We start from the raw sequence: 4,168 nt of genomic DNA on the forward strand, positions 1-4,168 counted from the left end.
ACGAAATGAGCGGATCTCAGGGCCGAGGTGTCCGCGGGCTGAGACGCCGCTCCACCGTGCCTCTACTCGGCCTCCCGCGTGCCTTCCCGCCCGGCGTCCCGCGCGGTGTCCTGTGCGGCGTCCTGTTCGACCGCCCGCCGCAGCCGCGCGGGACGCCGGGCGGGAAGGCACGCGGGAGGCCGAGTAGAGGCACGGTGGAGCGGCGTCTCAGCCCGCGGACACCTCGGCCCTGAGATCCGCTCATTTCGGGCGCCGCTGTCCGAAGGGTGGACAGCGGCCCGGCAAATCGGGCAAAATGCACGGCTTCCGGTTGGGGGACCACCGCCCCCTGGCTAACCTGCGGGTATGGCCCTCGGAACCGCATCCATCAGGACTGATCGCGCACGCACCGTGCGTGACATCCTCGCCACCGGCAAGCCGACGTACTCGTTCGAGTTCTCGGCGCCGAGAACCCCGAAGGGCCAGCGGAACCTGTGGAACGCGCTGCGCAGGGTCGAGGCGGTCGCACCGGACTTCGTCTCCGTGACCTACGGCGCGGGCGGTTCCACCCGTGAGGGCACGGTCAAGGAGACCGAGCAGATCGCCGCCGACACCACCCTCACCCCGGTCGCGCACCTCACCGCCGTCAACCACTCCGTCGCCGAGCTGCGCAACATCATCGGCCAGTACGCCGACGCCGGCATCCGCAACATGCTCGCCCTGCGCGGCGACCCGCCCGGCGACCCCATGGGCGAGTGGGTCCCGCACCCGCAGGGGCTGATGTACGCGGCCGAACTCGTCCGGCTCATCAAGGAGTCGGGGGACTTCTGCGTCGGTGTCGCCGCCTTCCCCGAGATGCACCCGCGGTCGGCCGACTGGGAGACCGACGTCAGGCACTTCGTCGACAAGTGCCGCGCCGGCGCCGACTACGCCATCACGCAGATGTTCTTCCAGCCGGAGTCCTACCTCCGCCTGCGCGACCGCGTCGCCGCGGCCGGCTGCGACACCCCGATCATCCCCGAGGTCATGCCGGTCACGAGCGTGCGGATGCTCGAGCGGCTGCCCCTGCTCAGCAACGCCACCATCCCGGACGGCCTCAAAGAGCGGATCCTCACAGCGAAGGACGATCCGGCGGCGGTACGCTCCATTGGAATCGAGTTCGCCACGGAGTTCTGCGCGCGGCTGCTGGCCGAAGGAGTGCCCGGACTGCACTTCATTACGCTCAACAACTCCACGGCAACATTGGAAATCTACGAGAACCTGGGCCTGCACCACACGCCGCAGGCCTAGACCGGCCGCCTCCGTATGCGACACACTGCGTAGCGGCCACTGGGAGAGGGGCGTACATGGGCTGGACGGTCCTCTACATCGCGTTCGGCATCGTCGCGCTGTGGCTGCTCGGCGAGGTACTGCTGCAGTACAAGGCACGCCTGCGCTGGCGGCTGCTCGCCTTCGTGGGCTTCCTCGGTGTCGTCCTCGGTGTACTGATCCCGTCCGTCGTCGTCATCGGTCTGGGCGCGTCCGCGTTCGCGGTCGGCCAGACCTTCGTCACACTGTCCTTCCGCCGCGGCTTCGCGGCCGGCTGGGCGGTCGGCCGTCCCGGCGCCGACGGAGAGGGGAAGCCGTCGCGCCGCCGCGGCAGGGACGAGGACGAGGAAGCGGCACCGGAGGTCTCCGACCTCGGGACGGACGACGGCGCGGACGGCGCCCGCAGCGACACCGGCACCATGCGGGCCCTGCCGGGCTACGAGAACCTGTCGTACGACCACGACGACGACCACGACGACGTCTTCACCCCGCAGCCGCGCTCGGGCGGCGGGGAGGCCACCACGGTGTACCAGCCGCAGCCCCTGCCCGAGGACACCGGCTCGTACGGCGTCTACGGCGGCTCGGGCCGGCAGGCGGGCACGGACCGGACCCAGGACCAGTACGCCACCGCCGAGCAGAGCTACGCGTACGACTACTCGGGCTACGGGCAGCAGGGATACGGCTACGACGCCTCCGGCCAGCAGCAGTACGCCGGTTACTCCGACCCGTACGCCGGCACCCAGACCTACGACGGCACCTCCTACGCCGCCGGCTACGGCGGCCAGCAGGACTACGGGCAGCAGGGCTACGGCACCCAGGACGCCTACGCCGGCACGGGCTACGGCGGCGACACCCCGGCCGGCGGGGTCTGGGTCCCGCAGCAGCGCAACGACGAGTCCTACGGCGGCGAACTCCCGCAGGAGCAGCAGACGTACCCGTACCAGGGCGGCACCCAGGACCGGCAGCACGGCTCGGGCTTCGGCGAGCAGTACCGCTTCTGACCGCCGCCCGGCTCACTGGGAGCCGCGGAACTCCGGCCCCTCCACGATCAGTCCGGCCACCAGCGCGCCCGACATCCCGGCGTGCGGCAGCCCGCCGCCGGGATGCGCCCAGCCGCCGAGGGCGAACAGACCCGGAAGCGCGGTGCTGTTGGCCGGGTGCAGCAGGCGTCCCTCTGCCGCGGCGAGCGCCGGCGCGGGAACGGCGCCGCCCTCCGCGCCCGTCGCCCGGGCGATGTCGGCCGGGGTGCGGATCTCCTGCCACAGGATCCGGTCGCGCAGCCCGGGCACGGCACGCGAGGCGGCGTCGATCATGCGGTCGGCCTGCTCCTGAAGCCCTTCCGAGACCCCCGCCGGGACCGTCGCCGTGAGCCTGACCGCCTCGTGCCCGGCGTCCGGGACCAGCGCCGGGTCGTCCGGACGGAACACCGTGACCGTGGGCTGCGCGGGCAGGCGGGGAACCGGGCCGAACAGCGCGTCGAGCTCGGCCTCGCGGTCCGGTGCGTGGACCACCGTCCGATGGGCCGTCCCCTCGGGCCGGCCGCCGCGCAGCGCCAGCAGCACGGTGAGACGGCTGGGCGCCCCCGGCTGGGGCGGCACCTCTCCCGCACCCCGAAGGGACGTGCCCCGGACCATGCCCTCCAGCGCCCGGGGGCCGGTGCCGGCGACCACGAAGTCCGCCTCGGCCACGGTCCCGTCGGCGAGCTCGACCCCGGCCGCCCGCCCGTCCTTCTCGACGATCCGCGTGACCTCGGCGCCGAAGACGAACTCGACCCGGCGGGCCAGGCACCGCTCGTACACGGCGCGCGCCAGCTCGCGCAGACCGCCGCGGACGTACCAGGTGCCGAAGGCGTGCTCCATGTACGGCAGCACGGCGGCGCTCGCCGGGGCCGTCCGCGGATCGAGTCCGTACGCCAGCGCATGGCTCTCCAGCAGGGCGGCAAGACGCGCGTCGCGCAGCTCCCAGGCCCCGACCTCGGCGAGCGTGCCGGCCCGGCGGGTGCGCAGCAGGCGCCTGTGCGGGACGGCCGGGTAGGGCTCGCGCTCGGCCAGCACGGACCAGTTGGGCCACAGGGGCTCCTCCAGCAGCGGACGCCGGCAGCGGTCCCAGGTCTCGCGCGCCCGCACCAGGAAGTCGCCCCAGCGCCGGCCGGCGCCCGCCCCCAGGGCCTCCTCCAGGGCCGCGACGACACCCCCGCGGGAGGCGTTGGGCAGGGACACCTCGGTGCCGTCCGCGAAGACGTGCCGCGCCGACGGGGTGACCTGGACCAGCTCGACGCAGTCCTCCAGCGGCTCCTTGCCGGTCTTGACGAACAGGTCGCGGTAGACGGCGGGCAGCGGCAGCAGCCCGGGCCCGAGGTCGAAGGCGAAGCCGTCCCGCTCGGCCCGGCGCACCGCGCCGCCGTAGGTCTCCGTCCGCTCGAACACCGTCACCCGGTGCCCCGCGACAGCCAGCCGGGCAGCCCCTGCCATCGCGCCCATCCCAGCACCGACCACCACGATTCGTCCCATGCCGGCGACTGTAGCGACCCGCGCCGGCGGCCCCGTCCGCACCCCACCGGCCGGCGGCCTTCCCGCGGGTGCGGCACGGCCGGGGCGCGGGGATGAGCACGCGGGACTGAGTATCCGTACCTAGTCGGTGAAATGAGTACGCGCGCGGATGAGCAGGAAGGCGCGTGGACGGGAGAGTGGAGGCACGGAACGGGGTCCGGCGCCGGCACCGCCGACACGGGGCGGCGGAACGGCGCGGCCCTCGACCGCTCCTTCCGCCGGCCCGGATCGGCGGGAGCGAGGCAGGGGGACGAAACCCGGAGAACCCCGGAGAACAGGGGGAACGGGGGGACAAGGGGAACCGACCGGCCCGACCGACCCGGCCGAGGGGG

General features: G+C 73.5%; 3 protein-coding genes. 2 read left to right on the forward strand and 1 reads right to left on the reverse strand.

Translation table 11 applies throughout. The annotated features are described in order from the left end of the window. Positions 1 to 345 precede the first annotated feature (345 nt). The gene (metF, locus tag CCN35_RS24420; RefSeq protein WP_067392762.1) at positions 346 to 1,269 is read left to right on the forward strand and encodes a methylenetetrahydrofolate reductase [NAD(P)H]; all 924 of its coding nucleotides are present in this window, start codon (positions 346 to 348) and stop codon (positions 1,267 to 1,269) included. A 56-nt stretch (positions 1,270 to 1,325) separates the two neighbouring features. After that, complete coding sequence (locus tag CCN35_RS24425; RefSeq protein ID WP_067392765.1) at positions 1,326 to 2,288, forward strand: SCO2102 family sporulation regulator; 963 nt, start codon at positions 1,326 to 1,328, stop codon at positions 2,286 to 2,288. A gap of 12 nt (positions 2,289 to 2,300) precedes the next feature. Here the strand turns inward: CCN35_RS24425 and CCN35_RS24430 are convergent, their stop codons facing one another. Next, the gene (locus CCN35_RS24430; RefSeq protein ID WP_067392768.1) at positions 2,301 to 3,797 is read right to left on the reverse strand and encodes a phytoene desaturase family protein; all 1,497 of its coding nucleotides are present in this window, start codon (positions 3,795 to 3,797) and stop codon (positions 2,301 to 2,303) included. Positions 3,798 to 4,168 lie beyond the last annotated feature (371 nt).

The sequence above is a fragment of the Streptomyces thermovulgaris genome (genome assembly GCF_002155915.1).
Classification (GTDB): domain Bacteria; phylum Actinomycetota; class Actinomycetes; order Streptomycetales; family Streptomycetaceae; genus Streptomyces; species Streptomyces thermovulgaris.